This window comes from Mesorhizobium sp. Z1-4, from assembly GCF_004000235.1.
GTDB lineage: Bacteria > Pseudomonadota > Alphaproteobacteria > Rhizobiales > Rhizobiaceae > RCIO01.
In genome coordinates this window covers 132,150-155,331 of sequence record NZ_RCIO01000002.1, presented here as the reverse complement: position 1 = coordinate 155,331, position 23,182 = coordinate 132,150, and the positions used below count along the sequence as shown (strand labels likewise).

General features: G+C 62.0%; 20 protein-coding genes. 4 read left to right on the top strand and 16 right to left on the bottom strand.

Annotation, left to right across the window (positions count from 1 at the left end; all coding sequences use genetic code 11):
* Positions 1-49: 49 nt before the first annotated feature.
* Both EP165_RS07735 and EP165_RS07730 read right to left on the bottom strand, forming a co-directional pair.
* Positions 50-517, bottom strand: coding sequence for an avidin/streptavidin family protein (locus tag EP165_RS07735; protein ID WP_127521171.1), 468 nt, complete (start codon positions 515-517; stop codon positions 50-52).
* Positions 518-755: 238 nt separating this feature from the next.
* The gene (locus EP165_RS07730; protein WP_127521169.1) at positions 756-1,484 is read right to left on the bottom strand and encodes an SH3 domain-containing protein; all 729 of its coding nucleotides are present in this window, start codon (positions 1,482-1,484) and stop codon (positions 756-758) included.
* A 211-nt stretch (positions 1,485-1,695) separates the two neighbouring features.
* Here EP165_RS07730 and EP165_RS07725 point away from each other — a divergent pair, with 211 nt between their 5' ends.
* A complete protein-coding gene (locus tag EP165_RS07725) occupies positions 1,696-2,874 on the top strand; it encodes an MFS transporter (RefSeq protein WP_127521167.1) in 1,179 nt (392 codons plus the stop codon).
* Here the strand turns inward: EP165_RS07725 and EP165_RS07720 are convergent.
* Positions 2,859-3,746, bottom strand: coding sequence for a LysR family transcriptional regulator (locus tag EP165_RS07720; RefSeq protein ID WP_127521165.1), 888 nt, complete (start codon positions 3,744-3,746; stop codon positions 2,859-2,861). The two genes, EP165_RS07725 and EP165_RS07720, sit on opposite strands and share 16 nt — an antisense overlap.
* A 106-nt stretch (positions 3,747-3,852) precedes the next feature.
* Between EP165_RS07720 and EP165_RS07715 the strand changes: the two genes are divergently transcribed.
* Complete coding sequence (locus EP165_RS07715) at positions 3,853-4,812, top strand: NAD-dependent epimerase/dehydratase family protein (protein WP_127521162.1); 960 nt, start codon at positions 3,853-3,855, stop codon at positions 4,810-4,812.
* A gap of 72 nt (positions 4,813-4,884) precedes the next feature.
* On the opposite strand, the gene EP165_RS07710 is transcribed toward EP165_RS07715, so the two are convergent.
* The 8 genes from EP165_RS07710 to EP165_RS07675 form a co-directional block, all read right to left on the bottom strand.
* Positions 4,885-8,073 (bottom strand): efflux RND transporter permease subunit, encoded by a 3,189-nt coding sequence (locus EP165_RS07710; RefSeq protein WP_127521160.1) that lies wholly within the window; start codon positions 8,071-8,073, stop codon positions 4,885-4,887.
* Positions 8,074-8,076: 3 nt separating this feature from the next.
* Positions 8,077-9,216 carry an efflux RND transporter periplasmic adaptor subunit gene (locus EP165_RS07705; RefSeq protein ID WP_127521158.1) on the bottom strand — a complete coding sequence of 380 codons (1,140 nt, stop codon included), beginning with the start codon at positions 9,214-9,216 and terminating at the stop codon, positions 8,077-8,079.
* Between the two features lie 200 nt (positions 9,217-9,416).
* A complete protein-coding gene (locus tag EP165_RS07700; RefSeq protein WP_127521156.1) occupies positions 9,417-10,499 on the bottom strand; it encodes a patatin-like phospholipase family protein in 1,083 nt (360 codons plus the stop codon).
* 117 nt (positions 10,500-10,616) lie between these two features.
* Entirely contained in the window at positions 10,617-11,399 is a 783-nt protein-coding gene (locus EP165_RS07695; RefSeq protein WP_127521154.1) for a 3-hydroxybutyrate dehydrogenase, read from the bottom strand.
* A 177-nt stretch (positions 11,400-11,576) separates the two neighbouring features.
* Positions 11,577-12,149 carry a CarD family transcriptional regulator gene (locus EP165_RS07690; protein ID WP_127521152.1) on the bottom strand — a complete coding sequence of 191 codons (573 nt, stop codon included), beginning with the start codon at positions 12,147-12,149 and terminating at the stop codon, positions 11,577-11,579.
* Positions 12,150-12,518: 369 nt separating this feature from the next.
* Positions 12,519-12,857 carry a ferredoxin FdxA gene (gene fdxA, locus EP165_RS07685; protein ID WP_127521150.1) on the bottom strand — a complete coding sequence of 113 codons (339 nt, stop codon included), beginning with the start codon at positions 12,855-12,857 and terminating at the stop codon, positions 12,519-12,521.
* A 162-nt stretch (positions 12,858-13,019) separates the two neighbouring features.
* On the bottom strand, positions 13,020-13,355 hold the full coding sequence (locus EP165_RS07680) for an RNA-binding S4 domain-containing protein (protein WP_127521148.1): 336 nt from the start codon (positions 13,353-13,355) through the stop codon (positions 13,020-13,022).
* Between the two features lie 10 nt (positions 13,356-13,365).
* Positions 13,366-16,431 carry a helicase-related protein gene (locus EP165_RS07675; protein WP_127521146.1) on the bottom strand — a complete coding sequence of 1,022 codons (3,066 nt, stop codon included), beginning with the start codon at positions 16,429-16,431 and terminating at the stop codon, positions 13,366-13,368.
* Between the two features lie 658 nt (positions 16,432-17,089).
* Between EP165_RS07675 and EP165_RS07670 the strand changes: the two genes are divergently transcribed.
* On the top strand, positions 17,090-17,701 hold the full coding sequence (locus EP165_RS07670; RefSeq protein ID WP_127521144.1) for a DUF922 domain-containing protein: 612 nt from the start codon (positions 17,090-17,092) through the stop codon (positions 17,699-17,701).
* A gap of 88 nt (positions 17,702-17,789) precedes the next feature.
* Here EP165_RS07670 and EP165_RS07665 read toward each other — a convergent pair whose 3' ends face one another.
* Complete coding sequence (locus tag EP165_RS07665) at positions 17,790-18,512, bottom strand: beta-ketoacyl-ACP reductase (protein ID WP_127521142.1); 723 nt, start codon at positions 18,510-18,512, stop codon at positions 17,790-17,792.
* A 106-nt stretch (positions 18,513-18,618) separates the two neighbouring features.
* On the bottom strand, positions 18,619-19,803 hold the full coding sequence (locus EP165_RS07660; RefSeq protein WP_127521140.1) for an acetyl-CoA C-acetyltransferase: 1,185 nt from the start codon (positions 19,801-19,803) through the stop codon (positions 18,619-18,621).
* A 301-nt stretch (positions 19,804-20,104) separates the two neighbouring features.
* Between EP165_RS07660 and phaR the strand changes: the two genes are divergently transcribed.
* The gene (phaR, locus tag EP165_RS07655; protein WP_127521138.1) at positions 20,105-20,713 is read left to right on the top strand and encodes a polyhydroxyalkanoate synthesis repressor PhaR; all 609 of its coding nucleotides are present in this window, start codon (positions 20,105-20,107) and stop codon (positions 20,711-20,713) included.
* 24 nt (positions 20,714-20,737) lie between these two features.
* Here phaR and EP165_RS07650 read toward each other — a convergent pair whose 3' ends face one another.
* The 3 genes from EP165_RS07650 to rpmF form a co-directional block, all read right to left on the bottom strand.
* On the bottom strand, positions 20,738-22,327 hold the full coding sequence (locus EP165_RS07650) for a gamma-glutamyltransferase family protein (protein ID WP_245440077.1): 1,590 nt from the start codon (positions 22,325-22,327) through the stop codon (positions 20,738-20,740).
* Positions 22,328-22,336: 9 nt separating this feature from the next.
* A complete protein-coding gene (locus tag EP165_RS07645; protein WP_127521136.1) occupies positions 22,337-22,732 on the bottom strand; it encodes a hypothetical protein in 396 nt (131 codons plus the stop codon).
* Between the two features lie 133 nt (positions 22,733-22,865).
* Positions 22,866-23,048, bottom strand: a complete 183-nt coding sequence (rpmF, locus tag EP165_RS07640; RefSeq protein ID WP_127521134.1) for a 50S ribosomal protein L32 — start codon at positions 23,046-23,048, stop codon at positions 22,866-22,868.
* Positions 23,049-23,182 lie beyond the last annotated feature (134 nt).

Here is a 23,182-nt window from a genome sequence, read left to right as displayed (position 1 = left end):
GGACTTACCCTCCCCAGGGGGAGGGTAAGCTGCTTTATTCGCACTGCGCCTACTCCAGCCGGAATGTCTTTGTCATCGTCTGCGGCACGTAGGTGAACGTGTCGCTGCCCTGCTCTATTCGCGGACCGGCAGGATCCTCATATGCGAGGTTCCAGTTGGTTACGATCTGCACGTCGGAACCGGTCGCTTGCGCGTAACCCGCCCACCCGGTGGCCGAATTGCAGTTCTCGGTTGCGTTGTTCCAGGCGACCGAGAAAGCGATGAAGTTGTTGTTGACGCGGCCAACAAGAGGATAGGGCGTATTCTGGCAGCCGGTTCCGGTCGCCCGGTTGATGTATTGCCCGCTGACATTGCCGAATGAATCGACACTGATCATCATCGTCGAGCCGGACTGGTTCTTCCAGGTGCTGGAAACAGAAACCAGGCTGGAAAAATCAGTGAACGTCGACACGTCGAATGCAAAAGCCGGCGTCGATACGGCGAGCATCAATCCACCGAATGCTATTTTTCGCAACATGGCAGTGACCTTCCCTCGTTTACGCCCCGACACTAATAAAAACTGATAGTACGCATCTAATCAATACTGATTATATTTGGCTTTCTTTCAACCGGATACAAGTTCAGATAAAAATTGATAAGAAATACAATGTGACTTGCGTACCTCATGCAGCCGAAGGATTCTATTTTATTGATTTATCAATGAGGAAGACGTGGAACTCGCCTGCTTCAGCGGCGTATCTGCATTTGCAGCTTGACTAACGATAGCTGATGAAACTCTTGTAGATATAGCCGGCACGGCCGTCATAGGTGACCGCACACCAGTTGCACCCGGTCTCCGCCTCTATGTCTGCCCCGCCGGGGACGACCATCAGCACTTCGGCATCGTCCGACGGTCCCGAACGCATGTTGACCCAGGTGGTGGCAGCAGCACTGACCTTCGGGCCGGCTTCGGGTTGGATGGCCGCGGTGATTTCGTCCGACGTTCGCGCGAGATCCGCTTCGACCTCGCGGCTCTGGATTTCTTCCAGAGCCAGCAGTTCTTCCACCGTTTCCGCAACCGCAACGACGGACGCACCGCCACTGTCGTGATCGGAAAGTATGGCCGCCACGTCAGCAGCATTCGGCAACGCTGGCGGCATCTCCGCCGTCTCAACTTCCGTGCCGGCGGTTTGGAAAACAGGCTCCGGAACCCGCTCTGCGGCAGCAGGCACTCTGGCCTCAGCGCCGGCGACCGGTTGTTGTTCTTCCAATACTACCGGCGGCTGGGCCGCGGCAGGTTCCTCCTGAGGCGAGGACAGGAAAAACATGCCAGCGGCCGCTGCAAGCACAACCAGGCCAGTGGCGGACATGATCACTGTGGCCGCGCCCGTTCCGTCCGAAGACGGAAACTGGCTCGCCATGACACGATGCCGCTGTAAAGCAGCACCCGCGGCAGCAGACGAAACAACATGTGGGCGGGTGACGGATTTGACGGGGCCGTTCATCGCTACTCTCTACTCACAACCCGCGGCAGCAACGCTCCTCATTCCGAGGATCGGTATCGCGGCGCCCCCTGGCTACTTATTGGAATCCGAATATGGCGCCCGTTGGTCGGCAATGCGGCGACCGGATGACTGGCACAATCATCCGCCGTGCTTCGTGCTTGACTTGCCATTCAATCGATTTAGCGTGCACCGATTGTAGCGAGGTCGATCCTTGAACAGCTGCCAAACAGAAGCTGCCGCAGAACGCGGACGCTGGGCGGTCGCGACCCTCTTTTTCGCCAACGGCTTTCTCGTTGGCAGCTGGGCGCCGCAGATCCCAGTCTTCTTGACCAGGCTTGAGATCACCGAATTCACGCTCGGTCTGCTGATCGTGGGTTTCGGCGTCGGGGCGCTCATTGCCATGCCCTGGTGCGGATGGCTCATCCACCGTCTGGGATCGCGAACCGTCCTTCGCGGCTTTTCATTTGTCTGCGCCTTCGCGTTGCTGGGCATCGCCCTTGTGCCGAACGTCTGGGTTGCAGCGATTATGCTCTTCCTGTTCGGCGGACTTATCGGCGGCATGGACGTCGCCATGAACACCAACGCGGTTGCGGTCGAAAAGAAGCTGCGCCGGGCGATCATGTCATCCTCGCACGGCTTCTGGAGTCTCGGCGGCTTTGCCGGCGGCGCTGCAGGCAGCCTGGCAATTCAGCAATACGGACATCTGGTCCACGCAATCCTGGCCACGGTGGTGGCATTGGTTCTCGTTGCCTGCGCCGTAAGTTTTCTGATCAACGAAGAGCGTCCGGTGAGCGGATCGCCCACCAAATTCGGCTTTCCTCGCTCGCCGGCAATATATCTCACCGGCATTGTCGCGCTGCTTTCAATGGTTCCGGAAGGCGCGGTTCTCGACTGGGCCGCCATTTTTATCCGACAGGAGTTTGGCAGCGAAATTGCCGTTGCCGGCCTCGCCTATGCAGCCTTTTCCGGCGCGATGGCTGTCACGCGTTTTGTCGGTGACGGCGTTCGCACACGCTTCGGCGCGGTAACGACGCTGCGCGCATCGGCCCTGATCGCCGCTGCCGGCATGTTTGCCGCCGGCCTAGCAGCCAACGACTGGGTTGCGATCATTGCCTTTGCGATCTGCGGCTTCGGCACCGCCAATATGGTTCCGATCGCCTTTTCGGCCGCCGGAAATCATCCCGCAGACACCTCCGGAGCGGGTCTGTCGACAGTTACGGCGATGGGCTATTCCGGCCTGCTCGTAGCGCCGTCTATCATTGGATTTGCCGGCCAGAATACCGGCTTTGGCCCGGTTTTCGTGACCCTTGCGATGATGCTGGTGCTCGTCGCCCTCATGGCGGGGCTGGCGCGCGCCGCCGACATGCCGGGGGCTCAGACCGCGGCATAGGTTTTCAGCTCGGCAAACAGGAAATCGGCAACGCGCCTGATACGCGGGCTGTGGCGAACATCGTGATGCATCGCCAGCCACATCGGCAGAACCGGCAAGGGCAGTCCCTGCAGCAATGGCTCGACCAGAGCATCGCGCTTCACCAGCGAAAGTTGCGCAAACCCGATACCGTTTCCGGCACGCACAGCCTCCCAGAACACGACCTGATTGTCGGTTCTGAACCGAAAGGCGTGCCGGTCGACCGAAAGTCCGAACTGCGCGAAACCCTGAATGATGTCGTCGGCCCGGTCGTAGCCGACAATGTCGTGGTCCCGAAGGTCGGTCGCGGTCTTGGGGTGTCCCCGCCGTTCTAGGTAACTCGATGCCGCGCATGCGGTCAGCGGCAGGTCGGCGATCTTGCGGGCAATGATGTCGTTTTGCGCCGGCTCCACCATGCGCACCGCGATATCGGCGTCGCGGCGCAGCAGGTTGCCGACCTGATCGCTGGCAACGATCTCGACTTCAATATCGGGTTCGCTCCTGCCCAGGCGCGCCATGATCGATGGAAGCACATACGTCGCCACCACCTCGCTTGCGGTGATACGCACCGTCCCTGCAACCTTTTCTTCCCGTCCGACGGCGAGGCGGGAAATCGTATCCGCGTTGTCACGCATTGCTTTCGCACGGTCGAGAAACGCCGCGCCGTTCTCGGTCAGCTCATATCCGCTGCGCCCGCGCCGGAAGAGCACGGCGCCCAGAGCCGTTTCCAGTTCCGCAACGTGGCGGCCGAGGGTCGGCTGGCTCGAGGAAAGCCGGCGTGCCGCCTCCGACAGGCTGCCGGCCTCGGCGACTGCGACGAAACTCCTGATCAGGTTCCAATCGAATTCCGCCATGCTTCATCCATTCAAATTTGAATATCCATGCCTCAAGGTTAGGCGATTATAATTCAAATCTGGATGACGCATATGATGAATATCGAAACGGCAGGAGATATCCGTCATGAAAACGATCGCAATTCTCGGAGCACGCGGGCGCCTCGGCCGCACGGTCGCGAAAGCTTTCCTCGAGGCAGGCTATTCGGTCCGGGCCATAACCCGCGACGGCAAGCTGCCGCCTGAGCTGGACGGCGCACAGGCGGTCGCGACCGACGCACTGGACCAGGCGGCTCTTGTGCGTGCAACGCAGGGTATGGACATCATCTTCAACGGCCTTAATCCGCTTTACACTGACTGGGTTGAGATGTGCATGCCATTGGCGCGCAATGTCATGGCCGCCTGCGAAGCCAGCGGCGCGCTCCACCTCTTTCCAGGCAATGTCTACAATTTCGGCAGCCCGCTGCCGGTCGAGTTGCGCGAAGACCTTCCCTTCAACCCGACGACGCGCAAAGGACGCATTCGCGTCGAGATGGAAAGCCTGTTCGAGAAGGCGGCCCGTGAGCGGGGCGTCCGCACGGCGATACTGCGCGCCGGCGATTTCTTCGGCGGCACCGGCACAGGTTCGTGGTTCGACCTCGTGATGACAAAGAAGCTCGGCAAGGGCGTCTACACCACCGCCGGCCCGGCGAACCTCGTTCACGAATGGGCCTATTTGCCCGACCTTGCGCGAGCATTCGTCGCGCTGGTCGAGAATACCGGCAAGCTCGGTCCGTTCGAGGTCTTCCACTTCACCGGCCATGCCGTCACAGAACTGCAGATGAAGACGGCCGCCGAAAAGGCTCTCGGCAAACCGCTGCGCCTCAGCGCTTTGCCCTGGTGGACGGTCAGGCTTGCCGGCATGGTCAACGCCATGATGTGGGAAATTGCGGAGATGAGCTATCTGCGCCTGCAGCCACACCGGCTGGTGTCCGGCAGGCTTGAGGCCGTCATCGGCCCTGTACCGCATACGCCGCTGGACGAAGCGGTAGCCGCTGCGCTGGCAGATCTTGGTTTTGAAACGGAACCAAAGCGCAACGCCGCATGATGCGGCGACCGGCGCCCAAAAAGAAACGGCGCGGATATCCGCGCCGTTCTCCTGTTCCTGGCATGCCGGCGCCTATTCGGCAGCTTTGGGATAACTCACTGCCGGGAAATCCCCTTCCGCGGCATCTTCGTCGCTCTTCACGCCCGCTGTCTCGCCGGACCTGGAACGGCGGCGGAACAACCGGCCGAGCAGGCTGCGGCGTTCGCCTTCCGGCTTTTTCTCGCGCGTGAACACCATCAGCGCCGCCGGCGTCACGATCAGGGTCAGCAGCGTGGCAAAGGCGAGGCCGAACACGATGGCGCTCGAAAGCGCAATCCACCACTGCGTCGACGGCGCGTTGATCGTCGTCTCGTGATGGAACAGCTCAAGCCCAAGCCCGAATGCGATCGGCAGCACACCGAGAATTGCCGAGATGGCCGTCAGCACCACGGGGCGCGCACGTTCGCGGCAGGTCTGCAGCACCGCGTCGATCTTGGTCCACCCTTCGGACCGCAGGCGGTCATAGGTGTCGATCAGCACGATGTTGTTGTTCACCACCACGCCTGCCAGCGCGATCACGCCAATACCCGACATTACGATTACGAAGGTCTGGCCGGTGATGAGCAAGCCCAGAAACACGCCGATGGTCGCCATGATCACAGTCATCAGCACCAGAAACACGCTGGTGAATTTGTTGAACTGCGCCAGAAGCACGATGAAGATCAGGAAGATTGCCGCACCGAAAGCCTTCGACAGGAAAGCCGAGGCCTCCTCGCTGTCCTGGTTGGACCCGGCGAGTTCCCATTTGACTTGGCCGAGATCCATTGCGCCAACGGTGTCCTTTACCGCTGCCTGCACCACGGCATCCTGGAACCCCGACGCGACATTGCCCTGCACGACGATCGTGCGCTCGCCGTCGATCCGGTTGAGAACGCCCGTCCGCTTCTCCGCGACGCGCGTCACGAAGTTGGAGATCGGCACCGAACCCTGAGCAGTTTCCACCCGCAGCTGATCGAGCGTCGCCAACGTGCGCCGGTCTTCCGGCAGGCGCAGGCGGATGTCGACGGCGTCGTCCACACCGGCGGGGCGGTAGTCGGTGAGTTTGAGACCCGTGGTCACAAGCTGCACCACCGTGCCCACCGAATAGGGGCTGATGCCGTATTGTGCGGCTTTGGTGCGGTCGATCTCGAGTGCCCAATCGACACCGGGCGGCGGTAGGCCGTCGGTGATGTCGATGGCGCCCGGCACCTTGGCCACGGCTTCGGCCACGCGCGCCGCCGTCTCGTTGAGGCCGGTTGGATCGGCCGCCGACAGGCGCACCTGGATCGCCTGGCCGGTCGGCGGTCCGGCATCGGGCACACGCACTTCCACTTCCGCGCCGGCGATGCCGGCCATGGCAATACGCAGGTCGTCCAGAATGTCATTGGCCGGCTTGCGCTCACGCCAGTCGACGAATTCGTACTGGATCACACCAACGACATCCTCGGGAACGTCGGCCCCGCCGCCACGGGTCGAACCGACCCGTGTGTAGACCGACTTGATGCCCGGCCAGCCGAGCAGACGCTCTTCGGCCTGACGGGTCAGTGCATCCTGTTCCTGCAGCGAAAGGTTGCCGCGCGCATGCACATAGAGCAGGCCGTAGTCGGGCTCGACACTGGGGAAGAATTCGACGCCGGCGCCGTACTTTCCGTAGCCCTGCACAATACCGGTCAGAAGCAGGACCGTCAGCAGCAGCACGGTCTTCGGATACCGGACGGCGCTGCGCACAAGCTTCATGTAGAGGCCGTCGCGGTTGCGCTCCTCATCGTCCTGCACATGCACCTTTGCGAAGATCGCGCCAAGCGTCGGCGTGAACACCAGCGCATAGAGCATCGATGCGGCCAGCGTCACGATCAGCGTGATCGGCAGATATTTCATGAAGTCGCCGATGATGCCCGGCCAGAAGAGCAGCGGCGAGAATGCGGCGATACGGGTCATCGTCGCGGCGATGACCGGACCGGCCATACGCTTGGCGGCAAGCTCGAATGCCTGCTCCTTCGGCATGCCTTCCGACATGCGCCGTTCGGCAAACTCGGTCACGATGATGGCGTCGTCCACGAGCATGCCGACGGCCAGGATGAGGCTGAACAGCACGATCATGTTCATCGTGTAACCCAGCATCGCCAACGCCAGGATACCCATCAGGAACGATGCTGGAATTGCCAGGCCGATCAGCAGCGATGCACGGCCCGTCAGCGCGTACAGAATGACGATGAACACCAGGATGACGGCGATCATCACGTGGTTCTGCAGATCGCCGAGCAGCTGGTTGACGAAAACCGACTTGTCCTGGGTGTAGGTAACGTTGACGCCTTCGGGCATGCGCGCGGCGAAATTGTCGGCCACCAGCTTCGTCGCCTCGATCGTTTCCACGATGTTTGCGCCGGTCCGCTTCTTGACCTCGATCGCTATCGCGGGCTCGCCGTCGAGCCGCGTAATCGTCACCGCGTCCTTGTAGGTCGAGCGGATCGTGGCAAGATCCTGAGCCCGCACGACCGCATTGCCCGACGCCACGATCGGCAGGTTGGCAACGTCCTCGACAGTCTCGATCAGCGCCGGCACCTTGACCGGGTAGCTGCCCTCTTCGCCTTTCAGCGCACCTGCCGCAACAAGGCTGTTGGAAGCTCCGATCGCCTGAACCATCTGGTCGAGGCGCAGGCCGTAGGACGAGAGCTTCATCGGGTCGATGACGACTTCCACGAGATCGTCGCGCGCGCCCTGAAGCGATGCCTCGAGCACACCTGGAACTTCTTCGATCAGGTCGCGCAACTCACGCGCCGCTGCCGTCAGCGCACGCTCTGGAATGTGGCCGGACAACGTGACCACCAGAACCGGGAATTCCGAGATGTTGACCTCGTTGACCGTCGGGTCGTCCGCACCGCTCGGCAGGTCACGTTTGGCGTCCGAAACCTTGTTGCGCGTGTCTTCCAGCGCGGTGCTGAGATTGGTTGACGGGTCGAACTCCAGAAGCACGAACCCTCCGCCCTGATAAGCGGAGGACTTCATTTCCTTCAGACCCTTGATGCCCTTGACCTGGGCTTCGACCGGGCGCAGCAGGAGGCGCTCCGAATCCTCGGGCGAAATGCCCTGATAACCAAGGCTGATATAAAGGATCGGAATCGCGACATCCGGCTCCGCCTCCTTCGGGATCGACAGGTAGGACAGCGCCCCCGCGATGATCAGGAAAACCAGCGTAGCAAGTGTGAGCCGCGAATTCCTGATCGCGAGCTTGACAATATCCATGTGCTAGAGCGTCCCGCCAGTGGCTTCGCTGATGAGCTTCTTGATCATTTCTTCGTCGGCCTGGACAGCATTCACCTTGTCTCCGTCGGAGATCAGCTGCTGGCCGGCGACGATGATTCGCACGCCTTCGGGAATGCCGCCGAGCACCATCCCACTCTGCGTGTCGTCCACGATATCGATCGGAAAGAACACGACGATGTCTTCGTCATTGACGCCCCGTACGCCGATGTCGCCATTGTTGCTGAGAGTAAGAACCGAGCGCGGCAGCACCGTTGCCAGCACGGGTTCGGCACGGATCGTGATCTCCGCCGTCATGCCCGCGGGAATGGCGAGATCGTCGTTTGGAACCGCAACTTCGGCCCGATAGGTCCGGGTGGTTTGCGAGGCGGCATGCGAAATGTAGCGCACCTCGCCCTCCACATCCTGCCCGTTCACGAGCCGCACGTTGGCCGTGTTTCCGGGCTTCACATGCTTCAGGTCGCGCTCATTCACTTCGCCGATCGCCAGAATGGGGTCGAGCGCAAGAAGCGTTATGACCGCAGCGCCCGAGCCGACCGGGCTACCCTGCTCGACATTCACGACATCCACTACGCCGTCGAAAGGCGCGCGCAATTCTATGCGCCCGAGCTCGGCAATCGCCGATTCGAGCTGCGACTTCGCCGCCGCCAGTGCGGAAAGCGCATTGTCGAGCTGCAGCTTGGGCAGGCTGCCGCTTTCAGCGAGGCGCTTTGCGGCTTCGGCCTCGGCCTCGCGCTGCAAAAGCAGCTGCCGCGCCGTTTCCACCATCGCCTCCTTGCCCTCGGCTTCAAGCTTGAGGATCAGATCGCCCGCCTTCACCGCACCGCCCTGTTTCACCGGCAGTTCGGCAATGATGCCGCCTGCCCGCGTTGTCAGCACGGTCTTCTTGTCCGCCTCGGTGGTGCCGGAAAGCCGGATGGCGCGCGAATGCATGATGCGCGGTGCATCGACCACGGCCACAGTGCGCAGGACGGCTTCCTGCTCGCGCGGCGCAGCTTCCTGTGCTTCCGCCGGGGCCTCGTTTGCGGCGCTGCCAACGGACGAAAACTCGCCGGTTGCTACCCATGCGGCCGTGGCTGCGAAGACGACGACTGCCGCCACCTGGTGAAACTTGATCTTTGGCATATCTACGTCCAATTGATGGACCCGGCAGGGCCGCGGCTGACGCAACGTCCTGCACGATATGGGTTGGGTCCATCCTGTGTTCAATCCCGAACCGCAAAAGCGGAGCGGAGGAGCGCGCTTCTACTACATTTTCGCGCTGCACAAAAGGCTCTGTGCTGTCACAATTGTCAGTAGCAACGACAATTACTTACCCACCGGCCTCAGGTCCGACGCTGGCCAAGGAATTCGCGCACGCGCCGCCCCATCGGCTTCTGGCTGCCGGGCTTCAGCTGCGGCGCGAGCATATCCGACAGGTCGAGCGTGGGCTTATGCCCGACATCGTCAAAACAATCCGCCAGCCAGTCTTGCGCCGCAACCCTGCCGAGGTCGCGCAGATATTTGAGGAATGCCCATTCGGCGTTGATTTTCGATGACGCAGACAAATCGCGAAATGCCTCGTCCGCATCAATGCGGTGCATGCGGATGTCGCGATAGTCCTCATGCGAAATATTGCCTGCCGCTATCAGCTCCTTGACGAAGGCAATGGCCCGCAACTCGCGCAGGAGGCCGGCGTTGAAGGTGATCTCTTCGGCGCGGTTCTGGATCTCGCGCGCTGAGCGCGGCACACCTTCACGCACCACGGGATTGATCTGGACAAGCAGAACATCCTCGACACGGCTGGCGTAGAAGAACGGGTAGAGTGCCGGATTGCCGCCGTAGCCACCGTCCCAATAGGGCGCGCCTTCGATTTCGACCGCCTTGAACAGTTGCGGCAGGCACGCCGAGGCCATCACAACGTCAAGACTGATTTCCCGCTTGTCGAACACCCGCAGCTGGCCCGTCTCGACATTGGTCGCACTGATAAACAGCTTCGGCCCGCTTGCCGAACGCACCCTGTCGAAATCGATCTGCCGCCGGACCACATCGCGCAGCGGGTTGGAATCGAAAGGATTGGCGACATAGGGCGAGATGAACCGCGACACTGTGTCGAACCAATGGAAGCCGGGCGTATTTTCTACCGACCAGTTGCCCCACAAGACGTCCCAGGGGGTTCGCTGAAGCGGACTGAAACGCCCGACGCTGCCGACCGCCCACCAGAATGCCTCCAGCCGCTCGCGGGCGCCGTCGCGTCCACCCTTGCTCCAGCCGTCGGCAAATGCGACCGCGTTCATGGCACCCGCGCTGGTTCCCGAGATGGCGGTGAAATCAAGGCGGCCATCCTCCAGCAGCGCGTCGAGCACGCCCCAGCTGAATGCGCCGTGCGAACCGCCGCCCTGCAGCGCGATGTTGATCGGTTTAGACATCAGGCCGATCCTTTACAGCGCCGCAAACCCGGCTCCCGGGGCCAGCCTCGCCCGCCGATGGACGGTGCCGGGACGAGGTCTGGCCGATGGCGGCTGTTGAAGCCTCGCAAGACGGGATTACCGGGCTGTCCAGCCGCCGTCGATCGACAGCGTGGTGCCGGTGACCTGCGCCGCCATATCGCCTGCCAGGTAAACGGCGGCGGCGGCAACCTCGCCCAGCGTCACGAACTGCTCGCTCGGGTGCTTGTCGAGGAAGAATTTGAGCTCGGCGGCACGCCGGTCGAGGCCGGATTCGCGCATGCGATCCTCGATCTGCTGCTCCACCAGCGGCGTCAAAACATAACCGGGGCAAATCGCGTTGCAGGTTATGCCTTTGCCAGCCTCCTCAAGCGCAACGACCTTGGTCAGCCCCAGCACTCCGTGCTTGGAAGCGACATAGGCCGATTTGTTCGGCGATGCCCTCAGGCCGTGGGCAGAGGCCACATTGATGATGCGGCCCCAGCCTGCCTGGCGCATATGCGGAACCGCTTCCGCGGTCGTATGAAAAGCCGAGCTCAGGTTGATGGCAATCACGGCGTCCCACTTCTCCGGCGGGAACTCGTCCACCGGCGCGACGAACTGGATACCGGCATTGTTGACGAGAATATCAATCGACGAAAAGCGCGCGATGACATCATCTATCAGGCCGCGCGCCGCCTCGCCCTTCGACATGTCGGCTTTGAAATAGGCGGCCTCGACACCATGTTGCTCGGCCAGCCGGGCAGCGATCGCATGGTCGTCTTCGTTGTCGGTGTAGGAGTTGATCGCAACGTTGGCGCCCTGCGCTGCGAGTGCTTCGGCAATCGCAAGGCCGATGCCGGACGTCGACCCTGTGACAACGGCTGTTTTTCCGGTGAGCATGATCCGTCCTTTCCATGGCTGATGCCGCTCGAGATTGCCATGGATATATTGCACTGCAGCAAAATGTCCATTGGTAGGAATACGGACGCCGCCGGCAGTCTGCGTTCGGCATTCGGGGCACAACAAAAAACCCGGCGCGAAGGCCGGGTTTTTCCAGTACTCTCGGTGGAAAGCTGCTTATGCAGCCTCTTCCTGCGTCGCTTCCTCATTGTCCGGCTTCGGACCGCGGCGCGGACCCTTGGCGAGATTTGCCTCGATCAGGTGGACCGCCTCGGTCTCCGAAACCTTGTTCACGGCCGCGATTTCACGCGCCATGCGGTCGAGAGCTGCTTCATAAAGCTGGCGCTCGGAATAGGACTGTTCCGGCTGGTTCTCGGCCCGATAGAGATCGCGCACGACTTCCGAAATCGAAATCAGGTCGCCCGAATTGATCTTGGCGTCATATTCCTGCGCGCGGCGCGACCACATGGTGCGCTTCACCCGCGCCCGGCCCTGAACGACCTTGAGCGCACGATCGACATAGTCGGTCTCGGACAGCTTGCGCATGCCGACCGAAGCTGCCTTCGCAACCGGCACCTTGAGGCGCATCTTGTCCTTCTGGAAATCGATAACGAAGAGTTCCAGCTTGTGACCGGCAACTTCCTGCTCCTCGATCGCGACGATCTGCCCTACCCCGTGCGCGGGATAGACGATGGACTCGCCTGTCTTGTAGCCGTTGCGTGTCGCCGATTTCTTCTGCTGGGTTGCCATACGCCCTAAACTCCTGTTTGCCCGCCGGCCTTGGCAGCCGGACTAGTCACCTCGACCGCGCCGCGGTCAGCTGTGCCGGACACCGCAAAACACCACTCCCAAACAATCCGGCGTCATGGAGACAAAACGCCGTCGCTGGACCAGGTTGCCCTGGGCCGGGGTGGAGATTGCGCCTTTCGATGATTAAAGCTTTAGCGCCTTGGATCGATGGTGTGTCATCGGCATATTTGGTGAACCTACCACAAAAAGCCGAAAGATTCAACAATTTGCCGCATGCGCGAAGAGTGATGGCGCGGCGCGGTTAACGCCACTGCCCTTGCCATATCCTCATCTCGCTCACCTGCCGCTGGGTAAAGTGCGGAGTATGTCTCAGTCGCCGGCACCCGGCTCAGGCGAGAAGTATTTCTCGAATTTGCCTTCCTCGCCGTCGAACTTCTCGCCGTCGGCGGGCGGCTCCCCCTTGCGCGTGATGTTGGGCCATTTCGATGCGTATTCGGTGTTCACCTCAAGCCACTTCTCAAGGCCGGGCTCGGTGTCCGGCTTGATCGCGTCGGCGGGGCATTCGGGCTCGCATACGCCGCAGTCGATGCACTCGTCAGGGTGAATGACGAGCATGTTTTCACCTTCGTAAAAGCAGTCGACCGGACACACCTCGATGCAGTCCATGTATTTGCACTTGATGCAGTTGTCGACGACGACATAGGTCATGGCGAGTTCTTCAGATCGGCAATAAACGAATTTCGCGGGTGAGGTAGACCCTTTGTCGGACGCTGGCAAGTATCGCCATTGCGCCGCCTTGCCGCAATCGGGAACAGTTTTGCCGGTTGCCCCGAATGACGGTCCTCCGACCAAACCGTGCTCCGGCTTTGCTCATCCTTTTGCATCCCGCGGAATAGCCGCCGCGGACGACCGCGCTGCGTCAAGCGTTTCGCGCGGAGGCGAAAGGTCCTCGAACAGCGCCGCAGCCTCGCTTGCCGGTCCGCGGCGCGTGCCGATCGCGGTCAGTTTGAGTACCAGCACCCGTCCGCGCAGCGAAATGGTCAGCACGTCACCCGGCCGCACACGCCGGGCGGCATTGTCCGTCTTTTGCCGGTTGATACGCACCTTGCCGGACTGCGCCAGTTTCGTCGCCAGCGTGCGTGTTTTCACGACACGCGCGAAATAGAGCCATTTGTCGATGCGCTGTCCGGGCAACGCCTCGTTCACGGCCTGGCTCCTACTTCTTCATCTGGTCCCGAAGCGCCGCCAGCTTTGCGAACGGCGAGTCTGGGTCGGCTTCGCGTGGACGCTCGTCGCGCTTGCGCGCGCCACCCACGTGCTCGGGCCGCGGACCGCGCTGGCCATCGGGCTTGCCTTTGCGGCGCTGCTTGGTGTGCTGCTTGCCCTCGCTGCCGCCGTTCTTCGCCCGCTGTTGGCCCTGGCGATTGCCCTTGTTGCGCGGCCTGTCACCTATACGGCCCGGCCGCCAGATGATGACCGGTGCAGGCTCTTCGGTTTCGTCCGCGTTTGCGGCCTCCGCCGTATCCGCAACGGCTCCGTCCTGACCGGGCATTTCTGCGACAGCTGCGTTTGCCTCTCCGGCAGCCGGCCCTACAGCCGCCGCGACATCTGCACTCTCGGCTGGCGCCGTCTCCTGTTTTTCAGGGCAGCTTTGCTCGCCGCTTTCTGCCGCCGGCGCCGATGGCTCCGGTTGACCGGCTTCCGCGTTGGCGCCTTCACCGGCCGTTTCGGCTTCCGGCTGCGGGCTCTTCGCGCCCTCGGCATTGCCGGCCGCGGAAACAGCTTGCGCGTTGAGCTCGGCAATCCGCGCCTCTACCTCGGCCGCAGGCTTGGGCTCGCCGCGATAACCGAGGCCCTTCAATATTTCCGACATGTCGTCCGGCGTTGCGCCAAGGATCGACAGCATCGCGGGTGTGACGACGAAGGCATTGCCCTCATAGGCGCCCTCCGGCCGCGCCACCGCGCCTTCCTTCCAGGCGAGTGCCGGCCTGATCAGATCCGCGAGCCGCTCGAGAATATCGACCCGCACCGCACGGGGGCCAAGGAGACGATAACCGGACAGGGCATAAAATGCCCGGTCGAATGAGGGGTCGACGATCACGGACGTGCGGCCTGAAGCCAGCAGATTCACGACATCGCCAAAACCGGCGCGGTCCTTGGCGTCGTTTGCGAGCGCCCACAGCAGGGTCAGCAGCCCGGCTGGTCCGGGCTTCAGAAGCGCCGGCACGAAAACGTGGTATGCGCCGAACCTGACGCCGAGACGCCGCAGCGCGCCACGCGCATCCTGATCGAGCCCGCGCACATCCTCGGCAACGTCGCGCCGGTTCACCAGCCCGAACTTCTCCACCAGCTGGAAAGCGAGGCCGCGCGACATGCCGGTCAGCTGGTCCGCGCCCTTGAGGTCGATCAGCGGCTTGAGCAGCGTTTCAACCTGATAATTTACAAAGCGCTCGGCGCGCGCAAACACGCGGTCGCGCGCCACACCGGTCAGCTGTTCGTCGGCAAGCAGCACGGGGCGCGGTTTCAACGCATCGTCACCTGAAACGAGCGTTGCCACCGGCGCGCCGATCCAGCGCAGCACGCCTTGGGAGTCGAGCGCCAGATCGCCATTCGGCGAATTGGCAAAGCGATCTGCCCGCTTCTCAAATTCCTGCGCCAGCGCTTTCTGCGCCGCTGCTCTCACCGCCTTGGCGTCTTCGCCGTCGGCGCTCTGGTCAGCGGTAAAGCGAAAGCCTTCCAGTGTCCCGACGTGGTGTCCCTCGACCGTCACGTCTCCGGATGGGCTGATTTCGGCATCAAGCATGGTATCTTCTCTGAGGCGCTTCATGAGCACGGATGTCCTGCGGTCTATGAAGCGTTTCGTCAATCTTTCGTGCAGCGCATCGGACAGACTGTCTTCGATAGCGCGTGTTTTTTCCTGCCAGTGTAGCGGATCGGCAAGCCATCCAGGCCGGTGCGAAACATAGGTCCAGGTGCGAATCTGGGCGATGCGTTGCGAAAGTACGTCGATATCGCCCTCAGTCGGCGCCGCGCGACGCACCTGATCGGCCATGTAATCTTCATCGACATGCCCGGTCCGGGCAACATCGCGGAATATCGAGCCGACGAGTTCCGCATGCTGGGCCGGCGCGATGCGGCGGTAGTCCGGCAGGGCGCAGGCGTCCCACAACAGCGCGACACGTTCCGGCCGGTCGGCAAGAGCGGCGATATCGCCCTCCCGCGCCAGCTGTTCGAGCGCCATGACATCCGCCGCGGGCAGCGCACGCGTCAGCCCTTCGACCGGCGGCAGCGTTTCAACGGAGCGCCTGAGCGCGTCGATGCTGGCGAAATCGAACCGGGCCGTGCGCCATTGCAACACCCTCACCGGCTCGAACTCATGCGCTTCGATCCGGCGCACCATCTCGTCGTCGAAAGTATCGACCTTGCCGGTAACGCCGAATGTTCCGTCGCGCACATGACGGCCGGCACGGCCCGCGATCTGGCCGAGCTCCGCCGCCGTCAGCAGACGGTGCTGATGGCCGTCGAACTTGCGGTTTTGCGCAAACGCGACATGATCGACATCGAGGTTGAGACCCATGCCGATTGCGTCGGTCGCGACAAGATAATCGACGTCGCCCGACTGGTAGATCTCGACCTGCGCATTGCGGGTGCGCGGGCTGAGGGCGCCAAGCACGACCGCAGCTCCTCCCCGCTGGCGGCGAATAAGCTCGGCGATGGCGTAAACCTCATCGGCGGAAAATGCGACGACCGCAGAGCGCCGCGGCAAGCGCGTCAGCTTCTTGGAGCCTGCATAGGCAAGATGCGAAAGCCGAGGCCGCGTCACGACTGAAAGCCCGGGCAGAAGCCGCTCGAGAATACCGCGCATTGTGTCGGAACCGAGCAGCAGCGTCTCCTGGCGGCCACGCAGATGCAGGATGCGGTCGGTAAAGATATGGCCGCGCTCCAGGTCGCCGGCGAGCTGCACCTCGTCGATGGCAACGAAAGCGGCATCGGTTTCGCGCGGCATCGCCTCGACGGTACAGACGGAATAACGCGAACCGGGCGGCTGGATCTTCTCCTCGCCCGTCACCAATGAAACTTTCGAGGCGCCGGCCTTCTCGCAGACCCGGTGATAGACCTCGCGCGCCAGAAGCCGCAGCGGCAGTCCGATCACGCCGCTCTCATGCGCAACCATCCGCTCGATCGCCAGATGCGTCTTGCCGGTGTTGGTCGGGCCCAGCACCGCTGTCACATCGCGCCCCGAAAGGATGAGGGGACCGGCCTGCTTTGTCTGAATGTTCATGCAAGGCGCTCGGAATGAAAGAAGCCGTCGGCGGAAGCTGGGTGGCCGATGAACTGCGCTGCCGCGCTGACCCGTCCGTCATATAGGAAGATGCGGCGGCAACAAAACCCCTCGACCATGCCCATGTTAACGGATGGAACGAGTCTGGAACGAATCGGCGACGAATCACTGACTCCTGCTGATTCCGGGTTTGTTCACGGCTAGATGTTGATCGAATCGGACCAGCTCTGTCCAGATGCTGAATCGGCCCGGCCACCAGATCCGCTCATGTCGCCGGATTTGCCCACCTGCGTTAACCTTTTGCGCCACGACACCTCACGAGCTCGCCATGCCTGCTGCTAAGCCTAAGATTCTCTTAACAAATCCTATACGGAACTTAACGCGCCGCCGCGCTTTCGGACGTTCGAGATTAACGTTCAGGCCAAAAACGGAACGAACCGGCGACGAATCACTGATAGGCCGGTGTTTTGGGTTTGTTCACCACAACATCTGGTGCGATCTGGCTGCGGCGGGCACATTCGCGGCCTGCCGATCGATAACGGCCGCCGGTTCCGGTGCCGCCCGCGTTAACTTTTTCGTTCCGTCCTGAAACAGCCCGGGCTTGGCTCAAAGACGGTGCTGAGTCACAATCGGCCCGCGGTGCTTGGGGAACACGATCATGGGTCAGGTCCACGCAGGCGTCGGCAAGATGCCGACCGGCACAAAACCGGGTTTGCGCAGAGCCGCCTCGGCATTTCTGATCGCGGTGATGGTGGTGCCGCTGCTGTCCGGCTGGAAGGTGACGGGCACAAAGGTTCGTCACGCCTATTACCCGGTTTCGGGCCGAAATCACACGGAGATAGTCCGCTCCGTCCGGCGCTTCGCGCCGATGAGCGGACGCGCCTATGGCCTCGGCATCATCGACTTCTATCCCGACTACGACATGCGTTCGAAAGACGGCGCCTGCCGCATAACGAGGGCAGACACAGGCCTGTCCATCACGCTGAAACTGCCCGAATGGAAAGGCCCCAAAGACGCCCCCCGTTCGGCAGCGCGCCTGGGCCGCCACTTCGAACGCGTGATCAGGCAGCACGAATTGCAGCATGTGAAAATTGCAGAGCGCTACGCACGCAAGATGAGCAGCGATCTGAAGCGGCTGAAGCCCGAGAGCAACTGCTGGGCAGTGCGCCGTAAGGCCTATGATCTGATCAAGTCACTCAAAAAGCAGCACATCGACGCGCAGCGGGCATTCGACCGCCGCACGCTGAAACAGATCCGGCGGCTGCTTTAGCCAGCCCCGTCACCCTGAGGCCATCCACCGCCTAACGCTCGGGACCGATACCCTCGGAACCTGGCTGGGGATGACGGTGCGTCGACTATTATACGAAAAACTGGCCGCCATTGGCCGAGATGGTCGAGCCGGTGATGAACCCCGCATCGTCGGACGCAAGGAACACAACGCAGCGCGCAATCTCCTCGGGTTCGCCCAGCCTGCCGGCGGGAATCTGCGCTATGATCTTGTTGCGTACGTCTTCGGGAACGGCCATGACCATGTCGGTGCCGATATAGCCGGGGCAAATCGCATTGACGGTGATACCAGCGCGCGCGCCTTCCTGTGCCAGCGCCTTGGTGATGCCGAGGTCGCCGGCTTTGGCGGCGGAGTAGTTCGCCTGCCCTGCCTGGCCCTTCTGGCCGTTGATCGACGAGATGTTGACGACGCGGCCGAACTTGCGGTCGCGCATGCCGCCCCAGACATTGTGCGTCATGTTGAAGACACCGGTGAGATTGGTGTCGATCACCTCGCGCCACTGTTCGGGCGTCATGCGGTGGAACATCGCGTCACGTGTGATACCGGCATTGTTGACCAGAACGTCGACCGGGCCGAGATCTGCTTCAACCTTTGCAATGCCTTCCTTGCACGCCTCATAGTCGGCGACCGACCATTTGTAGACGGCAATGCCGGTCTCGTCCTTGAACTTGGCTGCGGCCTCGTCATTGCCGGCATAGTTCGCCGCCACCTTGTAGCCGGCCTTGTTGAGTGCGATCGAAATGGCCGCGCCGATACCGCGCGAGCCCCCGGTGACGAGTGCTACTCGTGACATCTGTTTCCTCCCGTTTTGATGGGAGCAGGGGAATACGGGAGCAAGGGAGGCGGTAATTCCGCTCTTTTCCCTATTCCCTTACTGCCCTGCTCCCCTATTCGCTTCCTTAATTCATCGCCTCAACGCACATCGCGACGCCCATGCCGCCGCCGATGCAAAGCGTTGCGAGACCCTTTTTCGCCCCGCGCCGCTTCATCTCGAAAACCAGCGTGTTGAAGATACGGGCGCCGGAGGCGCCGATCGGGTGGCCGATGGCGATGGCCCCGCCGTTGACGTTGACGATTTCAGGATCCCAGCCGAGCCCCTTGTTCACGGCACAGGCCTGCGCCGCGAATGCCTCGTTCGCCTCGACAAGGTCGAGATCGCCTACAGACCAGCCGGCCTTTTCCAGAGCGCGCTTGGAAGCCGGGATCGGGCCTGTGCCCATGATCGAGGGGTCGACGCCGGCGGTCGCCCAGGAAGCGATGCGCGCCAGCGGGGTAATGCCGCGGCGCGAGGCTTCCGATTCCTTCATAAGCAGCACGGCAGCGGCGCCGTCATTGAGACCGGACGCATTGGCGGCGGTCACCGTGCCTTCCTTGTCGAAGGCCGGCCGCAGCTTCTGCATCGCTTCGAGCGTGGCGCCGTGGCGGATATATTCATCCGCATCGACCACGATGTCGCCCTTGCGGGTCTTGACGGTGAAGGCGACGATCTCGTCTTTGAACTTGCCGGCCTTCTGTGCCGCCTCGGCTTTGTTCTGAGACGCAACGGCAAAGCTGTCCTGCTCGTCGCGGGTGATCTGGAACTGGTTGGCGATGTTTTCTGCAGTGTTGCCCATGTGATAGCCGTTAAAGGCATCCCAAAGGCCGTCCTTGATCATGGTGTCGATCAGCTTGAGGTCGCCCATTTTCGTGCCGGCCCGCAGATGCTGGCAGTGCGGCGAAAGCGACATCGATTCCTGACCGCCGGCGACGATGATGTTCGCGTCGCCTGTCTGGATCTGCTGCATACCGACTGAGATCGTGCGCAGACCCGACCCGCAAACCTGGTTGAGCCCCCAGGCCGTCGTCTCCTTTGGCAGCCCGGCATTGATCGATGCCTGACGTGCCGGGTTCTGGCCCTGCCCCGCCGTGAGCACCTGGCCCAGGATCACCTCATCGACTTCGGCGGCGTCGACCCCGGCCCGCGCAAGAACTTCTTTGATGACGGTCGAACCGAGCTCATGGGCCGGCGTGTTGGCGAATGCGCCGTTGAAGGAACCGACTGGCGTGCGGGCCGCACTTGCAACGACGATGGCGTCCGATGACATGGTAATCTCCCGGAAACGGATGGCGGATCTCTAGTCCTGTTTCTTGCCGTTTCCTTGATGCGAGTCAAACGCCAAGCGGGAGATGGAGCCAATTTGCCCCGGGCCGAAACCCGGCATTGGACCCATTGGCGCTGCTGCTGTGCGGCGGCCATGCCTTGCACTGCACAAACCGCTTTCTTTTCGGGTTGTTTTGCGCATATGCTGCCCAAAATATGGTCAGCAAAGCCGGCTTCGGACAGGCTGTCCCGTTTATGTCCGCTGCAACGACGGCGGAATTGCCGGTAACTCGGGAGGCTCTCATATGCCCGCTAAAGACGATCCGGTTGTTATCAAGAAATATGCCAACCGACGGCTCTACAATACGGGCACATCTACCTATGTAACGCTTGAAGACCTTGCCGAAATGGTCAAACGCGGTGAGGAATTCACAGTCAACGACGCCAAGACCGGGGAAGACATCACCCACCTGGTGCTGACCCAGATCATTTTCGAGCTGGAGAACAGGGACGGGCAGAACATGCTGCCGGTCTCATTCCTGCGTCAGCTGATCGCCTTCTACGGCGACCAGATGCAAATGGTCGTGCCATCCTTCCTGGAACAGTCGATGATCGCCTTTTCGCGCGAGCAGGAGCGCCTGCGCGAGCAGATGAAATCCACCTTCGGCCAGAATGCGATGGACATGATGCAGATGACGACGCCGATGAAGGCGATCGAGGAGCAGGCGCGCCGCAACATCGAAATGTTCCAGAACGCCATGCAGATGTTCTCGCCGTTTCCGACCGGTGCGGCGCCTGCCGCCGAGACCGATGACGAAGCGCCGCCTGCAGACGAAGCCGGCGACGAGCTCAGCGAACTGAAAAATCAGATCAAGGCAATGCAGCACAAGCTGGATTCGATGGGCCGCGGCTGAGCAGCCAGGGGTGCGGGCCGGCCCTCACCACCCTGCGGCATGTCCGTCTTTGCGCGGATCGGAGCCGCCAATCAGAAACCCGCTGGCGCGGTCGATTGCAATAAGCTGAGCCCCGCCATGCGGCATTTCCGCTTTGCGAACGCGATGGCCCCGCGCTTCAAGCCCAACGCTCACTTCATCCGGTATCCCGGTCTCGGCTTCCAGCACGCCGTCGTCACCCCAGAACAGCCGCGGACTGTCTGCGGCTTCCTGCGGATCCATGCCGCCGACAAAGATGTCGGTGAACACCTGCGCATGCCCCATTGGCTGGAAGCCACCGCCCATGACGCCGAATGACAGTGTCGCGCCTTCCGCGCCGGTCGCCATTCCGGGAATGATAGTATGAAGTGGCCGCTTGCCCGGCCCGAACTCGTTGGGGTGGCCCTTCTCGAGGGTAAAACAGGCACCGCGGTTCTGCAGGGTGATGCCGCTCTTCGGTGTCACGATGCGCGAACCCATGCCGTAATAAAGCGAGTTGATGAACGAAACGGCGCGCCGGTCGCGGTCCACCACGGTCAGATAGGTGGTGTCGGGGCCGGGCGGCTTCGGCATCACGAGACTGCTGTTGCGGCGACCCGGATCGAACTGCGCCGCCAGAGCTTCCGCAAATTCGCGCGACAGCATCGTCTCGGCCGGCATGTTCATTGTTGCCGGATCGGAAACGAAGGCATCGCGCGCCGCATAGGCAAGACGCGCCACCTCGATCCACAGATGCCAGCGCTCGGCGCTTTCGCGCCGCAGACGCCTGGCATCCAGAACATCGAGCACATTAAGCATGATCAGCGCGGTAATGCCTTGCCCGTTTGGCGGGATTTCATTGAGGCGCTGGCCGGCATGAACCACACCGATCGGCTCCACCCAGTCGGCGTCGCTGGCCGCAAGGTCGGCTTCTTCCATGAAGCCACCGCCGGCGCTGACCGTGGCTGCAATTTCGGCCGCAATCTCACCTTCGTAGAAGGCTGCCGCTCCACCTTTGGCAACTTTGCGCAACACATCCGCGAGCGCGATCTGGCGCATCCGCGCACCTGCCCGCGGGGCTTGCCCGTGCGCGAGATAGTGACGCCGCGCGCCGGGGTCGTTTGCCAGATCCGCTTCGTAGCGTTTCCAGTCGGCAGCGACGCGCGGATGGACCGCAAACCCGTCTTCTGCGTATCGGATCGCGTCGGCAAACAGCCGTTCGAAGCCGACCGTGCCGAAACGTTTCGACAGCGCCTCCCATCCTGCCAGCGCGCCCGGCACAGTAACCGACAGCGCATCGAATTCGGGAAGTCTGGCGATCCCGCGCGCACGAACGGCATCGGCGTCGGCGCTCATTGACGAACGGCCGGAGGCGTTGAGACCGTGAAGCGTGCCGTCAGGTTCGGCCACGATGGCGAAACAGTCACCGCCGATACCGGTGGCGCCGGGCTCCACGACGCAAAGCGTGGCGACGGCCGCGATAGCGGCATCGACCGCATTGCCGCCTTCGCGCAGCACCTGGATTGCGCTCATGGTGCCAAGCGGGTGGCTTGTCGCCGCCATGCCGTTTTCCGCGATTACCGGCGAACGCCCCGGTAGCGAGAAATCCCGCGTCATCGGCGACGCCTAGCGCAGGTTCACGTCGCGGCTTGCCGCACGCAGTGAAACGGAGAACCCGGCCAGCACATCCACCAGGGAAAACAGCATCAGGACAAAAAAGAGCGAAGTCGTTGCGCCCCTGACGAGCAGGAACTCGACCAGAAACAGCACGAAAACCAGTGTCGAAAGCAGATGGTCGATTACCGAGGCGTTGGAGGTACGCGTCGATTTGACGAGCTCGATGAAAAGCAGCGCCAGTGCGATCACCAGCATCAGATCGGCGAGCTTCATCGACCACACGCCGCCCGAGATCATCGACACCGAAAAGAGGACGTTCGACCAGGGATCGTCACCGCCCAGAAGCCCGGTCAGGCCAAGATTGTAGAGAATGAACGGCACGATCATGAGCGGCAGGTGAGCCATGGCTGCGGTCTCCGGTTTGAGCGCCCGCAGTTAAGACCGGCACCCAAACACCGCGTCAAGTACCGAACCCGCCTGGTTCAAACGAAAAAGGCCGGCGCAAAGGCCGGCCTCGATCACGTTTGCGAAGAAGAACCTAGTTCTCCTTCGGCTCCAGCACCTGGCGGCCGCGATACATGCCGGTCTTCAGGTCGATATGGTGCGGACGGCGCATTTCGCCCGAATCCTTGTCTTCGACATAGGCCGGGGCTTTCAGCGCATCGGCCGAGCGGCGCATGCCGCGCTTGGACGGCGAAGTTTTTCGTTTTGGTACAGCCACGACGAGCTCCATCTATCAGTCAAAAGCCCGCGTATCCGGCAAGTCCGGCTCATTCGCGGGCACAATTCCTTGAAAGTCGCGTGCCTATACACGCCAAACCCGCTTTTGGCCAGCGCTCATTTCGAAGAATCTTC